The sequence below is a fragment of the Gemmatimonadota bacterium genome (assembly GCA_039715185.1).
GTDB lineage: Bacteria > Gemmatimonadota > Gemmatimonadetes > Longimicrobiales > RSA9 > DATHRK01.
The window spans coordinates 1-17,622 of the sequence record JBDLIA010000068.1; the positions used below are offsets into that span (position 1 = coordinate 1).

Here is a 17,622-nt window from a genome sequence, read left to right on the forward strand (position 1 = left end):
GCCAGCAGCGAGCCGCCCGCGCCGGCCAGGAACGCGCCCGCGTCCGGCCACAGCCACCCCACGCCCAGCGCGGCCGCCAGCGTGGGGACCGCGAGGCTCGCCACCGGGATGGCGACGAGGTTGGCTGCGAGTCCGATGGGCGCGGCCTGCGAGAAGGTCCATGCTGCCACCGGCGCGGTAGCGGCGGTGGCAGCCACGCTCGCTGCGACCGCGGTCCGCGCGGGGCGCCACCGCAGGAAATCGAGGCGGCGCTGAAGCGGCCGCCCCCACGCGATCAGCCCCGCCACGCCGGCGAACGACATCTGGAATCCGGGCTCCGTCAGCGCGAGCGGGTCGAAGGTAAGGATCGCGAACGCCGCGGTCGCCAGCAGCGCGTACGGGTCGGCGGGGCGCTGGAACGCTCGCGCGCCCAGCAGCAGCGCGATCTGCGTCGCCGCCCGCGTGGCCGCGTGCGGAAAGCCGAGCAGCGCGGCGTAGCCCGCCACACCGGCCACGGCGATCACCACGCCCACCCGCCGCCGCACCCGCAGCGCCCCCGCCAGCGTCAGAAGTGCGCCCGCCACGACGCCGACGTGCAGCCCGGAGATCGCCAGCAGGTGTGACAGACCGGCCGCGGCGAAGAGCTGCCGCGTAGATTTCTCGAGCGCCTCCCGCCGGGCCAGCAGCATGGCTTCGGCGGCTCCGGAACGGTCCCCCAGCCAGGCTCGCAGGCGGCGCTGCGCCGCCGCGCGCAGGCGCGGCGCGATCGAGCCGCCCGCGTCCAGCGCTCGCGCCTCGCGCACCTGGAGCCAGCCCGCCCTGGCCGGGCGCCTGGGCAGCCGCGTCGGCACGCGCGTGGAGCGCCACTCCCCGGCGGCGATGAGCGCGGCCGACAGCCGGGTCCCCGGCGAAAGGCGCAGTCGCAGCCGTGCGCGCAGCGGGCGCCACTCCCCCGCGCGCTCCGCCCGCGCGCTGTCCGCGACCAGCCAGGCGGATCCGTCGCGAGCCGGCAGCGCCTCGAGCGTGCCCGCCACGCGCAGCGCCGCGCCGTCCGGGAGGCGCGCGAGGGGGTGGTCCGCCGCGGCGCGTCCGGCCGCCAGGCCGTGGATCGCTCCCGCGACCAGGAACGCGACCAAGAGGCGGCGGCCCGTCGCGGCCCCGCCCGCGCGCTTCCGAGCGGCGACCGCCGCGGCTGACACGACGCCGACGCCCACCAGGACGAAGATCGGTGCGGCGGCAAGCGGGTAGGGCGTCAGCGCCAGGCCAGCGGCTATGCCGACGCAGAACGCCGCGCCTGCGCGGACCAGCGGCCTGACACGCGCCCCGGCCGCCCATACCGCCGCGCTCACTCGTAGGGATGCCGTGGGGGGCGCGGTCCGGCCGCGGCCCGCGTACGGCTAAGAGGCGATGGCCCCTTGCTCGGAAACGCCGCGGAAGGTGGCGCCGGTGGTCGACTCGAGCCGCACCGCCACGAACCGACCGGCCAGCGACAGGTCCCCAGGGAACGCCACGACCTTGGCCCGCCGGGTGCGGCCCAGGACGTCGCCGGCGCTGCGCGCCTCCCGTTCAACCAGGACCTCTTCGATCCGCCCCAACTCCGAGCGCGCGATGTCGGCCTGAATGGAGCGCTGTAGCGCGATGAGCTCCTCGAGACGGCCCGCGGCAACCCCGTCGGGCACGAATTCCGCCGGGTCGAGCCGCGTCGCGGGAGTGCCGTCGCGGAGCGAGTAGCGGTACAGGAACGCGTCGTCGAAGCGCACCTCGCGCATGACGTCGAGCGTCGCCCGGTACTCCTCGTCTGTCTCCCCCGGGAACGCCACGATGACGTCGGTCGACAGGGCGATGTCGGGGATGGCCGCGCGCACCAGGGCGACCTTGCCCAGGAAGTCCGCGACGGTGTAGCGTCGAAGCATGCGCTTGAGGGTGCGGTCGTGGCCCGCCTGAAGGGGCAGGTGCAGCTGCTCGCAGACCGCCGGCTCGATGGCCATGACCTCGACCAGTGCCTCGGTGACGTCGTTGGGGTGCGGCGAAGTGAACCGCACCCGCCGGATGCCGTCGACCCTGGCCACGGCCGAAAGCAGGCGGGGGAAGGTCCAGTCCCCGCTTCGGTACGAGTTGACCGTCTGCCCGAGTAGCGTGACCTCGGACACGCCCGTGGCCGCGAGCCCGCGTACCTCGTCCAGCACGCGCCGGGGGTGGCGGTTCTTCTCCGGTCCGCGCACGTAAGGCACGATGCAGTAGGTACAGCGGTAGTTGCAGCCCCGCTGGATGGGCACCCAGGCGGACGCCGACTCGCTCCTGCGAACCTCGAGCCCCTCGTAGTTCTCGTGCGGCTCGAAATCGAGCAGCGCAAGGCGCTCCGTTCCGCCGGGACCGGCGCGCACGGCGGAACCGGTCGCCGCCGCGAGCTCGGGCCGAAAGCGCGTACCCATCCGATCGGACCAGCCGCCAGCCGGCGCCGCGCCGGCCGGCAGGACCGGCAGCGCGGCGCGCGCGCGGGAATGTGCCGCACCGTTCCCAGCTCCCTCACCGCGCGCGGGTGGCGCCTCGACCGGGTCTCGCGGTCCGCCCGCCGCGAAGCGCCAGTCAGGGCGCACCTTGCGAATGGCAGCCGGCAGCCCGCGGTACGCGTCGGGACCGAGCACCAGATCGACGTACGGCGCGCGCTCGAGCAACTCGGGCCCGATGCGCTGCGCCATGCACCCGGTGACGCCCAGGACGACCTCGGGGCGGAGCTTCTTGAACTGGTAGAGCTGCCCGACGCGGCCCAGCACCCGGCGTTCCGCGTGCTCTCGAATGGCGCACGTGTTGACCAGGATGACGTCGGCGTCCTCGACACGGTCCACCAGTTCGTAGCCGTCGGCCGAGAGCAGGCCCCGCATGATCTCGCCGTCGCTGATGTTCATCTGGCAGCCGTACGTCTCCACGTACGCCCGCCGTCGACACTCGACAGAATCGGCTCGGGGGTGGGGCTCGACCATGGTGGGATCCCTCAGCGTCCGAAAACGCCCAGCGACAATGTGAAACGCCAGTACGACTCGGTGATATCAGGCAGCGCGCCCGCCCCATCGGCGGAGATTCGGCCCCGCTCCACGCCCGCGTCGACGAGCGCCCCGGGGCCGGAATCCTGACCGGTGAGCCGGAAGCTGAGGCCAGCGCCGGCGCTCCATTCCGTGGGCCGATCCGCCTCCTGAGGCAGCGCGTCCTCGGAGCGTACCACGGGGCGGAAAGGCAGCTTGCCCACGCGGAAACCCACGCGCACGGGAAAACTGCGCGTGCCGGTTCCGAGACCGCCCCACTCGAGTCCAGCCCCCGCGCGCCATTCGTCCCCGGCAGCGGGGGCGGCCTGGGTGGGGTCGGCGGACGCATCGAACTCCTCGCCCGCGGCGCTCCAGTCCGCGTACCGGAACGCTCCGGAGACGAGCAGGTTGGCCGACAGGATCCCGCTCGCCCCGATATCCACCTGCAGGGGCATGTCGAACGCTCTGTCGGGGGTACCGTCCTCGCCGTCCGCGTCCAGCTCGCCCGCGAACGTCAGGGCGCCGCCCACCCGCAGCCGGCTGAGCGGATCCCAACGCGCGCCCAGCGAGACCAGCGGCGCGCTGTAGGACCACCGGGCCTCGTCCGAGAAGGGCCGCAGGCGGTTCAACGAGTCCGCGAAGGTGCGCGTGACGGATCGCGTCAGGCTGCCCGTGTAGGCTCCCGCGGCCAGGCCCACGACCAGGTCGGGGGCCAACTGGACGGAAGCGCCCACGCGCATTTGCGAAAGTCCGCCCGAGCTCTCGAGCACGTCTCGCACGCCCACGTTGTCACCGCCCACGGCCACGGAATCGGACACCTCCACGCCGAACGACTGGTCCAGAAAGGCGCCGAAACCGGCCTGGACGACGACCCGGTCGGTCAGCGGGTACAGGATGGTGATCAGCGGAAAGCGTGTCCCGCCCAGCTCTCCCTCTCCGCCCTCGAGCTCCAGCGACCTGGACGTGGGCTGGAACGTGGCGCTGACCCCGCGCGTGGTGAACGCGGCGGCCTCCGCGGGGTTGACGAGCGAGGCGTTGGCGCCGAACAGGCCAACGCCGACTCCTCCCAGAAGGCGCGCGCGCGCGTCCAGCGGCTGATTGGGCAGACCCAGTCCCGCGGTGGTGAACAACGACTGCGCGGCCAGCCCGGACGGAGCCCACAGCAGCAGCGAGAGCGCCAGCAGGCGTGCGGAGCGCATCAGCGGATCTCCTGCGGAGTGGCAACCGTCAGCACGAGCCTGAGGCGCGGCTCCTGGGTCGGCCCGAGACCGCGTATCGCCACCGTGCCGAAGCGCAATCCCTCGGTCTGCGAGACCACCGCCAACCGGTCCGGCGCGTCTTCCCCCTCGATCAGCGTGCTCAGGAACCTGGTCGCGTCGACGACGATGGTGGAGTCCGCGACGCCGCCCATGGCAGCGGCCATCACATCGACGGACCCGGTCGACGCGCCCAGCGGCGCGCGCACGAGCGGGAACTGCGGATCGGGGTTCACCGAGCGGCCGGACAGGGTCACCGTGCGCAGGATCGGCGGTATCCCCGGCACCGCCACCGGCGTCACCTCCAGCCCGGCGAAGGTGAGGTCCGCGTCGGCGACGGTCAACGAGCACTCGACCCCCGCTTCGGGACACGGCACCGGAATCGTGTCGAGTCCGGGGGAGAATTGGAAGAAGGCCCTGTTGCCCGGAGCCCCGCCCACCAGCAGCACGTCCGGCGGGGGTGGCGGCGTGACGATCAACGTGGTCTGGCCCGTCGTGCTGATCGCCACCTCGATGATGGTGTCGGGGCCGACTGAGGGCCGCGCCATCAGCCACAGGATCGCGCTGCCCACCTCGAGGCGCGCGCCATCCGCGTCGGTGCGTATCAGCGCACCGCGCGCGGGATCGCCGGTATCCGTCCACGCGGCCGCGGTGGCGGAATCGACGAAGAACGAAACGGTGTCGCCGCCGGCGATCGTGTCGCCCCCGGCTATCCAGAGGGAGCTATCCAGATCCTGGACCGCGCCACCGCCGGGCGCCGTCCACGGCGTGTTCGCGAACGCGCTGTCGAGCGCGTTCTCCCACGTTGCCGTCTGCGGATCCCACTCCTCACCGAGCGCCGCGAGCACCAGCAGGGCGCTGTCGCCAGGCGCAACCGAGAGGCTGTCCAGCACGATGGCGAGGCGCGCTCCGACGAACGTCGCCAGGGTGTCCTGGACGATCGTCGCCGAGTCGGTCTGGACGTCTATCGCGAACGGAGTCCCGGAGAACTGGTGGGCGGAGCGCGCCACCAGGCCCGCGCCGACGTCCAGCGCTATGAGGCGGTTGCCCGCCGTCGAGGGAGAAGTGAAGCCACCCAGCGTGGAATCCGCCGCCAGGAAGTCGGCCGCGTCGAGCACGATCTCCACCGTCCGCACGACGCCGCCAGCGACGAGCTCTCGGCCGACTCCGGTCACGTCGTCGCCGCCACACGCGGTGACCGAGCCGGCGAACGCCAAGACCAACGCTGCCCGGCTCGCCGCGGTCGCCCGGTCGAAACCCTTGTGCGCACGTCGGCGCGAAAACGCCATCACCGCCCGGCAACTCCGTCGGCTGATAGTGGGAATATGCTGCGCGTCACGGGGCCATTCGTGGCTCCGGGTCCGCCGCTCGCGGGACCCGGCGAAGTACCCGGCCCCAGAGTGGAAGATCCGGCGAATCAGTCCGCCCCGCGCCCGAAGCGAAAGGCGTCTGGGAGCAACTGCGCCATGGTCCAGCGGCTCTCGCGTCCGTCGGTCCCGAACGACACTATCTCGACCGCACCTTCCGCGAACTCGGCCAGCACCTGCCTGCACGCACCGCACAGCGCCACGGGGTCCGACCGATCGCTGGTGACGACCACACGCGTGACCCGCCGAGCCCCGGCGGTCACCGCCGCGCACACCGCGTTGCGCTCGGCGCACACGGTCAGCCCGTAGGAGGCGTTTTCCACGTTGCACCCGGTAAACGTCCGTCCGTCATCGGTCTCGATGGCGCAGCCCACCCGAAACCCCGAATACGGCGCGTACGCTTGCGCGCGCGCTTCGTCCGCCGCTGCCCTCAGTGTCCGATCGCTCAAGGTGCTCCCCTCAACCGATCTCAACGCGCGGAAGGCGCCCGGAGAGTCGGGTCAGCAGTTCGTATCCGATACCGGCCCGCGCGGCCGCCACGGCGAGCGTAATCTCCGCGCCGCCGTCGCGGCCTATGAACGTCACCTCATCGCCCACCGCCACGCCGTCCACGCGTGACACGTCGAGCACCGTGAGGTCCATGGAAATCCGCCCCACGATCGGGGCCGAGCGTCCGCGAACCAACATCCGGCCCTGGTTGCCCAGGACGCGGGGCACGCCGTCCCCGTAGCCTATCGTCACGGTGGCCCAGCGCGCGCCGCCGGGCGGCGCGGCGTGCGTGGAACCATACCCGAGCGTGGACCCCGCCGGCACGTCTCGAACCAGGGCGACCCTGGCGCGCACGGCCACCACCGGCTCGGGACGCGGCACCTCGGCGGCCTCGTCCCGCAGCGACTCGGCGAACCCTCCGTAGAGCGGAAAGCCCGGGCGCACGAGGTCGCCGGCGAACTCCGGCCAGCGCGCCGTGGCCGGCCCGTTCGCGGCGTGCACGAGCAGCCCGAACGGCCCCATGCCGCGCGGCCCGGACACCGGTCCCACCGCCGCCGCATCCGGCCCCGCGGACGCCCGGATGGCGCCCAGAGCACGCTGCAGTCGGGCCCATTGCGAGCGCGTGGCCGTCTCGTCCGCTTCGTCCGCGCTGTGGAAGTGCGTGCACACGCCGGTCCAGCGGACCCCCTCGGCGATGCGCGCCGCCAACTCCGGCGCCCAGGCCGCCGCGTCGGCGTCGGGAAATCCGGACCGCCCCATGCCCGTGTCCACGTCCACGTGGAACTCGACCTGGGCGCCGTCCAGGCCGGACGCAACGCCCATGAGCCGTTCCAAGCCGGCGAGGTCGGAAATCGTGGGGATCAGGCGCGCCGCCACGGCGACCCCTTCGGTCCCCGGAGCGAGCGGGACGACCGCGAGCACGCGCCCCGCGAATCCGCCTCGCCTGAGGGCCGCACCCTCCGCGGCCGTCGCCACCCCGAAGCCCCAGGGCTTCAGCGGCGCCAATTCGCGGACGACCCGGTCGGCGCCAAGGCCGTAGGCATCGGCCTTGACCACGGGGACCACGCCGTGGGCGGGCCCGGATCTCTCGCGGAGCCGGAGAAAATTTGAGCGCAGCGCGTCCAGATCGATCTCTACCCAGGCGCGAGCGCGCGCGTTTGACACCCCCCTCATGGCGCGCCTAGGCTAGCGGGCCGGATATGAGCCCGCAACCGAACGATTCCGCCGCGGGACCCGCCCCCGCCGACCACCTGGGGCGCGTCCTGTCCCTCATTGGCTACCTGCGCGTGCACTGCCCGTGGGACGCCCGGCAGACGGCGACGACGCTGGTGCCGCACCTGCTCGAGGAAGCCCACGAGGTGGCCGAGGCGATCCGCGACGGCGCCGACGCCGAGGAGCTGGCGACCGAACTCGGCGATCTGCTCCTGAACGTGGGCTACCAGATCGTGGTGGCCGCCGAGGAGGGGCGCTTCGACGCCGAGCGCGTTGTCTCGTTGCTCGAGAACAAGATGGTGCGGCGTCATCCGCACGTGGACTGGAGCGGCCACGCCCCGCTTTCCGACGGCGCCCCCGCGCCTCCTGAAGCCCAGCACGCCGAGCCCGGGTCGGCCGAGGCATGGGAGGCGCGCAAGGCCGCCGAGCGAGGCCCCGCGGCGTCGGCGCTGGACGGGATCGCGAGGGGCCTCGATCCGCTCATCCGCGCCCACCGGCTCCAGGAACGCGCCGCGTCGCAGGGGTTCGACTGGCCAGACGTCGCTGGGCCGCTGGAGAAGGTCGCGGAGGAACTGGCGGAGACGCGCGCGGCGCTGGACGAGCGCGCGGACGGCGCTGCGTCGCCATCCCGCGTGGAGGAGGAGGTCGGGGACCTGCTGTTCGCGTGCGTCAATCTGGCGCGCCTGGCCGGCGTCCATGGCGCCAACGCGCTGGCCACGGCCAACGCCAAGTTCGCTCGCCGCTACAGGACTCTGGAGGAGCGCCTGCGCCGGACTGGGTTGTCCGCCGACCAGCTGTCGCCGGACGAGCTCGACGCCCACTGGGACGCCGTCAAGGCGCTCGAAGAAACGCCCCCGCCCCGGGGCTCCGGCTAAGGGCGATCAGGGGCCGAGTCGGTTGATCGTGCGCGGGAACGGAATGCACTCGCGGATGTGGTGTCGGCCGCAAATCCATGCCACGGTGCGCTCGATGCCCAGCCCGAACCCGGAGTGGGGGAAGGTGCCGTAGCGCCGAAGGTCCAGGTACCACTCGTAGGACTCTTCGGGCAGACCCTCCTCGCGGATCCTCTCCAGCAGGCGGTCGACGTCGTCTTCGCGCTGACTTCCTCCGATTATCTCGCCGTAGCCCTCCGGCGCCAGCAGGTCATCGCACAGGACCATACGGGGATCCTCGGGATTCTCCTTCATGTAGAACGCCTTGGCGGCCTTCGGATAGTCGTAGACGAACAAGGGCCTGTCATGATCCTCGGCGAGGAGCGTTTCATCCGGGGCGCCCAGATCCGATCCCCACTCGACATCGCTGCCCTTGGCGCGCAGTACATCGACCGCTTCGGTGTAACTGATTCGGGGGAACGGGGGCCGGACCCGCTCCAGGGGAGCGGTGTCGCGCTCCAGCAGCGCGAGCTCGGCGGCAGCGTTCTCCAGGGCCCGCTCGACCAGGTAGGATACGAACTCCTCCTGGAGCCGCATGTTGTCGTCGGAGTCGTTCCAGGCGACCTCCGGCTCCACCATCCAGAACTCGGTCAGGTGGCGACGGGTCTTGGACTTCTCGGCCCGGAAGGTGGGGCCGAAGCAGTACACGCGGCCGAACGCCGCGGCCGCGGCCTCGACATAGAGTTGTCCCGTCTGCGCGAGGAAGGCCTGTTGCCCGAAATAGTCGGTCTCGAAGAGCGTCGAAGCGCCTTCTCCGATCGCCCCGGTGAGGATCGGCGTGTCGATGCGGACGAAGCCTCGGTCGTCGAAGAAATCGTGGATCGCGCGCTCGACCTCGGCGCGTACCCGCAGGACGGCTCGCTGTTGGCTCGATCGGAGCCACAAGTGCCGCTGATCGAGCAGGAATTCGACGCCGTGCTCCTTGGGCTGTATCGGGAACTCGGCGGCTATCTGGACGATATCCAAAGACGTGAGACCGAGCTCGTATCCACCGGGGGCGCGCGCGTCCTCGCGCACTTCTCCGCGCACCACTACGCTGGATTCCTGGGTAATCGTGTGAAAGGCGTCCCAGACCTCATCGCCCACCGTGGCGCGCACGATGACGCACTGCAACACGCCGGTGCCGTCGCGCACGACGGCGAAGGCGACCTTGCCGTGACTGCGCGTGGTCTGGATCCAGCCCCGCACCTCGACCTCTTGGCCAGCGTGGGCGCCGAGCTGGTTGATGTCCGTGACGATGGCCATGCCGCGTCGTCTCATTGTGGAGCACGCCAGCGGGCCGGAGTCGGCCCTGGCGGAGGGCGGCGCAACCTAGACCGGGACCCGTGGAGTGTCAATTTGAAGCGCGCGAGCTGTCTCCTCCTGCTGGGCCTCGTCGCGGCTACGACCGGCTGCGCGCGCAGAAACCGCGATGTGGGAGTCACGCCGGGTCCCTTCGACTGGAGCACGCTCCAGGGAGACGTCCGCAGGGCGGGCACCGAGGAGCGCTCGGTCCCCCTGGACCCCGAAATTGCCTGGAAGGTGGACGTGGGGCGCGGCCTGCGCGCGGAGCCGCTCGTCCACGAGGGGATCGTGGTCGTGACCGGCACGAACCGGTTGATCGCGGCCTACTCGGCCGAGAGCGGCGAGCGGTTCTGGGAGCAGCGCTTGAACGCCTCGGTGAGCGGCGGGCTCCTCTGGCGCAACGACACGCTGTGGGTCGCCACGGAGTCGCTGGGTGGCGAGATCTCGGCGCGCCGGCTGGGTAAGGGCGGCAAGTACTGGGAGGAAGACGTCGGTCCCGCGCGCTTCCCCCCCCTGCTCGTCGGGAACACCATCTACGTCGGCACCGACGGCGGCGCATTGATCGCCCTCAGCGCGCTGACCGGCGCGCGCCAGTGGCGCACCCGATTGCCCGGCGGCGCGGCCGCCACGCCGGTGCCGTTCGGCGACGACGTGGTGGCCATCGGTGGTCACGACACGCTGTACGTGGTGGCCGGCGCGGACGGCAGGGTACTGGACAGGATCGCGCTGCCGGCGGGCGCCGCCGCGGCCCCCGCGCTGGCGGGCGACGATCTCATCGTGCCGCTGCACAACGGCAGCCTGGTCGCGGTCGATCTCCGGCTCCGAGAGCTGGCCTGGGAGGCCAGCACGGGAGGCGAGATCCTGGCGACGCCCATCGTCGCGGCGGACGGATCGGTTTATGCGCTCACCACCGGGGGTGTAGTATTGAGGGTACCGCCGAACGAGGAGCGGGCCGAGGTTCTCGCCGATCTCGGCGGCACCGCGCGGGGATCGCTCACGCTGGTGCGCGACGGTCTGCTGGTGGGGTTGCTGGACGGCACGCTCGCGCTCGTGCAGAGAGACGGTGCCACGGCCTGGCGACGCGACCTCGCGGGGTCGATCGTGGCGCCCGTGGCGGTCTGGGATGGTGCGATCTTCGTGCCGCTATTGGATGGCAAGTTGGCCAAGCTGGAGTAGCCTATGCGATCGCGTGTGGCGCTGTGCGCCGTTACGAGCCTTGCGCTCCTGGTTCCCGCTGACGCCTCCCCGCAAATAGCGGGTCCCGAGCCCGATGGTGGTCCGCGCATCATCACCTACGCCAAGTGGGGCGCGCTGGGGGCCGCCGTCACCGCGGGGATCCTCGGGTTTCAGGCGCACAACGACGCGGATCGGCTCTTCGACGACCTGGAGGCGGTCTGCGAGGTCGAGATCGCGCGCTGCGCGATCACCACGTCCGGCGGGTACGCGGACCCGGCCCTCGAGTCTCGCTTCCAGGAGGTTCTGGACGCTGACGGTCGGGCGCGCACGGCGCTGATCCTGAGCCAGGTCGCCGTCGCCACGTCGCTGGCGCTCTTCCTGCTGGATCTGGGCGGCGACTCCGAGCCCGACAACGTGCCTTACGATCCGGACTCGGGGTTCGGGCTCCGACACCATCGCGACGGGCGCGCCGAGTTGGTCTACGTGCTGCCGTTCGGAGGCCTCGGGCGGTAGGTCGACGCGCTCAACCCACGTCGAAGAGCCTCTCTCGATCCGCGTAGCGGGCGCGCAGCGCGCTCGCGTAGCCGGCGTGGGCCGGCTCCTCGAGACCTGGGTCCCGTTCCACGATCTCGCGCGCCCGGTCCCGGGCCAGCGTGAGCAGGTCCATGTCCCGCTCCGGATCCAGGTGTCGGAACTCCGGAACACCGTGCTGGCGGGCGCCGAAGAAGTCGCCCATCCCGCGGATTCGTAGATCCTCCCGCGCTATCTCGAAGCCGTCGTTGGTGCGCGCCATGATGCGCAGCCGGTCCCGCGCGTCGGCTCCTGCGGCGGCGATCAGGACGCAGTAGCTCTCCTCCGCGCCCCGCCCCACCCTGCCGCGCAACTGGTGGAGCTGCGACAGACCGAAGCGCTCCGCGTGCTCCACGACCATGATGGTGGCGTTGGCGACGTCGATGCCGACCTCTATCACCGTCGTCGCGACGAGCACGTCGGTCTCGCCGGCCGCGAAACGGCCCATGACCGCTTCCTTTTCCAGCGCGGGCAGCCGGCCGTGGATCAGGTCGACCCGGAGGTCGGGGAACTCCAGCTCCCCCAACCGCTCGAACTCCTCGCTGGCGGCGGCCAGATCCACCTTCTCCGATTCGGCGACGAGCGGGTAGACGATGTAGGCCTGACGGCCTTGCGCGATCTGCTCCCGGATGAACTCGTAGACCTGCTTGCGCGAGCGCGACGATCGCAGGACGGTGCGCACGGGGGTGCGCCCCGGCGGCAGCTCGTCCAGGACCGTGAGGTCCAGGTCGCCATAGAAGGTCAGGGCCAGCGAACGCGGGATCGGCGTCGCCGACATGACCAGCACGTCGGTGTCCTGGCCCAGCTCCTGGAGCGCCTGGCGTTGGCGCACGCCGAAGCGGTGCTGCTCGTCGGTGATCGCCAGCCCCAGGTCGGCGAACGCCACCGCCTCCTGGAACAGAGCGTGGGTGCCGACCACCAGCCGCGCCTCGCCCGACGCGATCCGCTCGAGCGCAGTGCGCCGGGCCGCGGCGCCCATCCTGCCGGTGAGCAGCTGCGGCGCGACGCCGAGGTCGCCGCAGAAGGCCAGCAGGGCGCGCGCGTGCTGCTCCGCCAGCAGTTCCGTAGGGGCCATGAGCGCCGCCTGGCGGCCCGCGTCCACCACCGCGAGCATCGCGAAGAGCGCGACGACCGTCTTCCCGGAACCGACGTCTCCCTGGAGCAGTCGGTGCATCCGCCGGGACGAGGCGAGGTCGGCGAAGATCTCGCGCACCGCCCGCGTCTGGGCGCCGGTCAGCTCGAACGGAAGCGCCCGGTAGAGGGCGTCGACGTATCCACCCGCCACGCGCCCGTGCGCGCGCCCCGAACGGCTGGCCCGCGCGCGGTGGTGGGCGCGTGCGTGAAGGAGCTGGAGAAAGAAGGCCTCCCCCCAGGCCAGCCTGCGCCTGGCGCGCTCGGCGTCCCGGAGCGTGGCGGGCCTGTGCAGGTCCTCCACGGCGCGCCCCAGGGGGGGCACGTCCGCGGCACTCAGATCCTCTGCGCTGAACGGCTCCTCGTCGGTGAGCGCGGCGCCGAAGGCGTCCAGCGCGGCGGCGATGATGCCCCGCAGAAGCCTCTGGGACAGCCCTTCGGTGCCCGGATAGATGGGCAGTACCCGCCCGTCCCCTTCCGCCTCCTCGCCTTCCCTGGCCAGCACGACGAATTCGCGGGGCTGCATCTGGCGGCCGTGATAGAAGCGCACGGGCCCGCTGGCGAGCAGCGTGTCCCCGCGTCGAATGGTCCTGTCCAGGAAGGGCTGTCCTGGCCACGAGCACTCGATCATGCCGCTGTCGTCGCGCAGGACCGCCTGGAAGATGCGCAGGCGGCGGCGGGTCGGCAGCACGCCCTTGCTGACCACCGTTCCCACGATGGTGGCGTCGTCTCCCACGTCCACCGCGGCGATGGGGGACACCGTGCTGGCGTCCTCGTAGCGACGCGGGCCGTGCAGGAGGAGGTCGCGGGTCGTACGGATGCCGAGGCGGTCCAGCGCCTCGGCCCGACGCGGCCCCACGCCCTTCAGGAACTGGACGGGTCGATCGAGAGGACTGGCGCTTTCCAACGCCCTTCTCGTCAGCGGGTGGCGGTCGAGTGGACTGTAACAGATGAGTATTTGGCATTCGAGGGGCGATGCATCCCGCCCGGGGTCGTTGGGACTCCTCGCAATAGCCCTGCTATTACTCGTCCTCCCGCCTCCCCGGATCGGGCGCCTCGCCCCTCTCGGTGCTCAACTATCATCCGTTACGGTCCACTAGGTGCCTTCGCCCAGAACCTGCCGGACGAACGCTTCGGGGTCGAACGGACTCAGGTCCCCCATGCGCTCCCCCGTGCCGGCCCAGCGGATCGGCACGTCGGTTTCCTCGCGCAGGGCGATGACGGCCCCCCCGCGGGCGCTTCCATCCATCTTCGTAAGTACCAGCCCGGTGAGCGGGACCGAACCGGAGAAGGTACGAACCTGCGCCAGGGCATTCTGGCCCACGGTCGCGTCCAGCACCATCAAAACCTCGTGCGGGGCGCCCGGCAAGCGCTTGTCCAGCACGCGCGCGACCTTGGCCAACTCGGCCATCAGGTCGCCCTGCGTGTGCAGTCGCCCGGCGGTGTCGACGATCACCGTATCCGCTCCCCGCGCCAGCGCCGCGTCCACGGCATCGAACGCGACCGCCGCGGGATCCGCGCCCGCTTCGGCGCCGACGAAATCGGCGCCGGAACGGGACGCCCACAAGCCGATCTGCTCGATGGCCCCCGCGCGAAACGTATCCCCTGCCGCCAGGAGGACGCTCCGGCCCTCCGCTCTCAACGCGTGGGCGAGCTTGCCGATGGTCGTCGTCTTGCCGACCCCATTCACGCCCACCACCAGGACGACGTGGGGACTGCCGCGCTCCGGCTCCGGAGGTACCGGCCCCAGTATGGCCATGATCTCCGCGCTCACCGCCGCGCGCAGATCGTCCTGGGTGCGGACGCGGCCCTCGCGCAGCAGCGCCTCCATGCGGTCGACCAATCGCAGCGTGGCGGGCGGCCCGAAATCGGCCGCGATCAGCAGCGCCTCCAGATCCTCCAGCGCGTCGTGGTCGATGCCCCTGACCAGCACGCCCACGTCCGTGAGCGCCACGTCCACGATGCGTTGCCACAGGGTGCGCCGCTCCTCCTTGGCCCGGAACAGTCGGCTCAACGCAGGCCTTCCCTGCGCCGGAGCACCCACTCGGTGGCCAGCAGCAGCACCAGCAGGAGGTACGGGGCGCCGCGGGTGTGCAGCGGCGCCGCGCCGGCGCTGAGGGCGTCGGAGCCGCGCCCCGCCACGTCATCCAGGCGCGCCCCCGGGCGCACGAATTCTCGGGTGAACGACTCGACGGTCAGGTCCCCGTTCGCGCGCACCGCGCCGGCGTCGCCGGCGCTCGCCTCATAGCCGTAGTGTCCAGGCGGCAACGGCGCCATCACGGCGACCCCTGCCTCCACGTCGGCGACCCGCTCGATCTCGTCGGCCTCCGAGCCCCCGGCGGGGGTGAAGACCACCCGGAGCGAGTCGCCGGCCTCGCTCGCCAGCCAGCGCAGGGGGGCGCCCCGGGGGACCACGCGCTCCAGCGGCCGGATGGGTTCGTCCGTGCGCGTAGGCTCCCCGGCCAGCAGCCAGCCCGCGACCGCGGACCACGCCTGGCGGTAGCTCGCGCGGGCGCGACCGCCGCGTAGGGACCAGCGCCAGAAGCCGTCGGCGAGCGCCGCCGCCCACCGGCCCCTGGGCCCCTCCCCGATCACCAGGACGGGAGCCTGCGGCCCGCGCCGCCCGCGGCTCGCGCTGAGCACCGCCGTGTGCTGGGGCGCGCCCGGGGCGATGGGGCGCAGGTTCTCCAGCGGAGGCAGCGAGTCCACCAGCAGCGCGTCCACCGACGCCGCCACCGGCGACGGCGGCGGCGCCTCGGGCAGGTACCACTCCGCGCCTGCGAGCGCGGGTCCGGACACGGCCAGCCGCGCGGGCGCGCCGGCGACCGAAGGCACCATGAGCAGCGGCGGGCCCCGCGCGATCAGCTCGTGAACCCAGCCCGGCGCGCCGGGCCCCGCTCCCTCCAGCACCAGCACGTCGGCCGAGCGGGCCGCCAGCGTCACGGTGGCGTCGTCGACCGGTCCGGCGCGCTCGCCGGTGCGCACGAACCCGGCGGGACCGGCGGCCAGAAAGCCGCGCGCCGGCATGCCCGTGGCGGCCTCCAGCGCGGGCAGCAAAAAGCGTGTCTCCCAGCTCGGCTCCAGGGATACCACCACCACGCCGCCGCCCTCTTCCGCCACGCGCATGTAGGCGCTGCGCCGGTCGTCGTCGGCGTGCTCGCCGCCGGGGACGACGCGCGCGTCGAGCCTGAGCATCTCGCCCGGCGACGCGGGCACGACGACGCCCATCCTCGCGCGGCTCATGCGACCCGGCGCGGGCACGTCCAGTCTTGCCGCCGCGAGCAGTCGGTCCCCTGCGCGCACCTCCACGCGCAGGCTGTCCGGGGCCGCGCCTCCCACGACCATGGCCGCGACCGCCACCTCCACGGTGTCACCCGGCCCCGCCCAACGGGGGGCGTCGAACTCCACGAGCGCGGCGTTGGCCACGCGCGCGCCCGGGAGGCGCGTCCAGATGAGGTCTACGCCCAGCCCTAGCGCGGCGGCGGCGCCCTCCTGGGCGTCCTCTATTTCACCGTCGGTTATCACCTCCAGACGCGTGAAGCCCGCCTCGGCGGCGGTCCTGATCGCGGCGGCGACGGTGCTGCGTGTCGCGCCGGGCGACGCGGCCGCGGTGGAGTCCGGGTTCAGCACGACGGCCCCGTCTCCGAATCTGATGACGGGAGCCCCGGGGGCCGTCGCCCTGCGCACGGCTTCCTCCCAGCGGGTCTGTCCGCCCGCGTCCCCGCGCATGCTGAGAGAACCGTCCAGCAGCACCACGGCGCGTCCGCCACCAGGCCCACCGGCGCTCAGGTTCGGATCGAACAGCAATAGGACGAGCAGCAGGAGGGCAGAGGCGCGCAAGGCGCCGAGGACGAAACGCGCCCGGGCTACCGGCTCGCGACGCCAGTACTGAACGCCGGCGGCGGCCATGGCGGCCGCTCCGGCGATCATAAAGCCTATCCAGGCCGCGCCGCTCAAGGGCGCGCGGCTTCGCTCACGGCTTGGCCACCGCGACCAGTCGAGGCTGCGTCTCCACCGACGGCGGCATGAGCCTCACGCGCTCGCGCGCCACGTCTCCGAAACGCGCCGATTCGTCCGTGGGCACGGGTGCGGCCGAAGGAAGATCCACGGTACGCGGATTGACTGGTCGGTCGTTCTTGCGGAACTCGTAGTGGAGGTGGGCCGCGGTCGCGGTGCCCGTCGCGCCGACGTAGCCGATGACCTGGCCCTGCTCCACCCGGACGCCGCGCCGGACGCCGCGGGCGAAACCGCGCAGGTGCGCGTAGCGGGTCGTGTAGGAGCCCGGGTGGCGAAGAATGACCAGGTTGCCGTATCCGCCCTTGCGGCCGGAGAAATCGACCACCCCGCTGCCCGTGGCGAGCACGGGCGTGCCCGAGCCCGCGCCGAAGTCGGTGCCGACGTGGGCGCGGTAGATCCCGAGGACCGGGTGGTAGCGGCGCCAGGAGAAGTTCGACGTGATGCGCACGTAATCCAGCGGGTAGCGCTTGAACGCGGTGCGCAGCGATTTGCCGTCCAGATCGAAGTAGTCCACGTGGTCCTGGAGGTCGAACCTCACCGCCACGAACGGTCGCTCCCGGTTTACGAACTCGGCCGCCAGCACCGTGTGTGCGCGCGCGGTGCCGTCCGGCCGACCTTCCCGCTCGTACACGAAACGGTAGCTGTCGCCGGCCTGGATGTCGTGAAGGAAGTCCAGCCGATACTCGAAGATGCGGGCGAGACGTATGACCAGCCCGATCCTGTCCTCGACGGGGACGCCGTCGTCGTCCAGCTCCAGCAGGGACTGGTAGAGCGACTGATCTTCCTCGATCACGCCGGCTACCGTAACCGTGTCCCATTCGATCGGTGTGACGCGATAGCTGGCCCGCCAACCCACCAGGTCGTCGCGCTCCAGCCGCAGCGCGCTGTCGGCGTTCACCTGCAGATCGAGCGCGCGCAGCTCGTTGTCCTCGCGCCACCGGCTGAGCGTGATTTCCGTGCCGGGGCGCAGCCTGCGGGGGCTCTGGTGCTCGCGCATGACCAGCATGAGCGACGCCTGCTCCGACGCCGCCACGCCCGCCGCGTCCAGGAGCTCTGACAGCGTCTGGCCGCGGTCCATAACGACCGTCCGGGCCACGTCTCTTGGCTGCACGTACACCGCGCCCAGGAGAGGCGCATCGTGGGGGCTGGTTGCGGTGGGCTCTCCCGCCGCCGTCGACCAGAAGCCAAC

At 72.1% G+C, this 17,622-nt stretch carries 14 protein-coding genes; 3 read left to right on the forward strand and 11 right to left on the reverse strand.

Annotated elements, in window-relative coordinates; all coding sequences use genetic code 11:
- The 6 genes from ABFS34_11985 to ABFS34_12010 form a co-directional block, all read right to left on the reverse strand.
- On the reverse strand, nucleotides 1–1,328 hold a 1,328-nt coding region (locus tag ABFS34_11985), incomplete at its 3' end, for a ComEC/Rec2 family competence protein (protein MEN8376159.1).
- A gap of 48 nt (nucleotides 1,329–1,376) precedes the next feature.
- Nucleotides 1,377–2,960: a MiaB/RimO family radical SAM methylthiotransferase gene (locus tag ABFS34_11990; GenBank protein MEN8376160.1), complete on the reverse strand. Its 1,584-nt coding sequence runs from the start codon at nucleotides 2,958–2,960 to the stop codon at nucleotides 1,377–1,379.
- An 11-nt stretch (nucleotides 2,961–2,971) separates the two neighbouring features.
- Entirely contained in the window at nucleotides 2,972–4,198 is a 1,227-nt protein-coding gene (locus ABFS34_11995) for a hypothetical protein (protein ID MEN8376161.1), read from the reverse strand.
- Nucleotides 4,198–5,544, reverse strand: coding sequence for a hypothetical protein (locus ABFS34_12000; protein ID MEN8376162.1), 1,347 nt, complete (start codon nucleotides 5,542–5,544; stop codon nucleotides 4,198–4,200). The genes ABFS34_11995 and ABFS34_12000 overlap by 1 nt, the downstream gene beginning before the upstream one ends.
- Nucleotides 5,545–5,672: 128 nt before the next feature.
- Nucleotides 5,673–6,071 carry a cytidine deaminase gene (locus ABFS34_12005; GenBank protein ID MEN8376163.1) on the reverse strand — a complete coding sequence of 133 codons (399 nt, stop codon included), beginning with the start codon at nucleotides 6,069–6,071 and terminating at the stop codon, nucleotides 5,673–5,675.
- A 10-nt stretch (nucleotides 6,072–6,081) separates the two neighbouring features.
- Nucleotides 6,082–7,284, reverse strand: a complete 1,203-nt coding sequence (locus tag ABFS34_12010; protein MEN8376164.1) for an alanine racemase — start codon at nucleotides 7,282–7,284, stop codon at nucleotides 6,082–6,084.
- 26 nt (nucleotides 7,285–7,310) lie between these two features.
- Between ABFS34_12010 and mazG the strand changes: the two genes are divergently transcribed.
- Nucleotides 7,311–8,198, forward strand: a complete 888-nt coding sequence (gene mazG / locus ABFS34_12015) for a nucleoside triphosphate pyrophosphohydrolase (GenBank protein ID MEN8376165.1) — start codon at nucleotides 7,311–7,313, stop codon at nucleotides 8,196–8,198.
- Nucleotides 8,199–8,204: 6 nt separating this feature from the next.
- Here the strand turns inward: mazG and asnS are convergent, their stop codons facing one another.
- Nucleotides 8,205–9,515, reverse strand: a complete 1,311-nt coding sequence (gene asnS, locus ABFS34_12020; GenBank protein ID MEN8376166.1) for an asparagine--tRNA ligase — start codon at nucleotides 9,513–9,515, stop codon at nucleotides 8,205–8,207.
- A 78-nt stretch (nucleotides 9,516–9,593) separates the two neighbouring features.
- Between asnS and ABFS34_12025 the strand changes: the two genes are divergently transcribed.
- Together ABFS34_12025 and ABFS34_12030 are read left to right on the forward strand one after the other, a co-directional pair.
- A complete protein-coding gene (locus ABFS34_12025; protein MEN8376167.1) occupies nucleotides 9,594–10,715 on the forward strand; it encodes a PQQ-binding-like beta-propeller repeat protein in 1,122 nt (373 codons plus the stop codon).
- 3 nt (nucleotides 10,716–10,718) lie between these two features.
- Nucleotides 10,719–11,228, forward strand: coding sequence for a hypothetical protein (locus tag ABFS34_12030; GenBank protein ID MEN8376168.1), 510 nt, complete (start codon nucleotides 10,719–10,721; stop codon nucleotides 11,226–11,228).
- 10 nt (nucleotides 11,229–11,238) lie between these two features.
- On the opposite strand, the gene recG is transcribed toward ABFS34_12030, so the two are convergent.
- The 4 genes from recG to ABFS34_12050 form a co-directional block, all read right to left on the reverse strand.
- Nucleotides 11,239–13,323, reverse strand: a complete 2,085-nt coding sequence (gene recG, locus ABFS34_12035) for an ATP-dependent DNA helicase RecG (protein ID MEN8376169.1) — start codon at nucleotides 13,321–13,323, stop codon at nucleotides 11,239–11,241.
- A 189-nt stretch (nucleotides 13,324–13,512) separates the two neighbouring features.
- Nucleotides 13,513–14,430, reverse strand: coding sequence for a signal recognition particle-docking protein FtsY (gene ftsY / locus ABFS34_12040; GenBank protein MEN8376170.1), 918 nt, complete (start codon nucleotides 14,428–14,430; stop codon nucleotides 13,513–13,515).
- Nucleotides 14,427–16,346: a VWA domain-containing protein gene (locus tag ABFS34_12045; GenBank protein MEN8376171.1), complete on the reverse strand. Its 1,920-nt coding sequence runs from the start codon at nucleotides 16,344–16,346 to the stop codon at nucleotides 14,427–14,429. Before ABFS34_12045 ends, ftsY begins: the two co-directional genes overlap by 4 nt.
- Before the next feature lie 43 nt (nucleotides 16,347–16,389).
- Nucleotides 16,390–17,622, reverse strand: a 1,233-nt coding sequence (locus ABFS34_12050; GenBank protein MEN8376172.1) for a M23 family metallopeptidase, incomplete at its 5' end; no start/stop codon positions are given.